This is a genomic window from Pseudoalteromonas sp. SR45-1 (assembly GCF_014163655.1).
Lineage (GTDB): Bacteria > Pseudomonadota > Gammaproteobacteria > Enterobacterales > Alteromonadaceae > Pseudoalteromonas > Pseudoalteromonas distincta.
The window spans coordinates 1-767 of the sequence record NZ_JACJDR010000040.1; the positions used below are offsets into that span (position 1 = coordinate 1).

General features: G+C 45.2%; 1 protein-coding gene. It reads left to right on the plus strand.

Features of this window, described 5'->3' with window-relative positions:
* Window positions 1-767 (plus strand): elongation factor Tu (locus H5089_RS20025; protein WP_182696630.1); only part of this gene is annotated, 767 nt, incomplete at both ends.

Consider the following 767-nt stretch of genomic DNA (forward strand, 5'->3'; position numbering starts at 1 on the left):
AAACCGCACGTAAACGTTGGTACAATCGGCCACGTTGACCACGGTAAAACTACACTAACTGCAGCAATCACTAACGTACTTGCAAAAGTATACGGCGGTGTTGCTAAAGATTTCGCATCAATCGACAACGCTCCAGAAGAGCGCGAACGTGGTATCACTATTTCAACGTCTCACGTTGAATACGATACTCCTACACGTCACTACGCACACGTAGATTGTCCTGGTCACGCCGATTATGTTAAAAACATGATCACTGGTGCTGCTCAAATGGATGGCGCGATCTTAGTAGTTGCTGCGACAGATGGCCCTATGCCACAAACGCGTGAGCACATCCTTCTTTCTCGTCAAGTTGGCGTTCCTTACATCATCGTGTTCATGAACAAATGTGACATGGTTGATGACGAAGAGCTACTTGAGCTAGTAGAAATGGAAGTTCGTGAACTTCTTTCAGAATACGATTTCCCAGGTGATGACTTACCTCTAATCGCGGGTTCTGCGCTTAAAGCGTTAGAAGGCGAGAAAGAGTGGGAAGATAAGATTGTTGAGCTTGCAAATGCACTTGATTCTTACATCCCAGAGCCAGAGCGTGACATCGATAAGCCATTCATCATGCCTATCGAAGACGTTTTCTCAATCCAAGGCCGTGGTACTGTTGTAACTGGTCGTGTTGAAGCTGGTATCATCCGCATCAATGACGAAGTAGAAATTGTTGGTATCAATGATACAACTCGTTCTACTTGTACTGGTGTTGAAATGTTCCGTAAGCT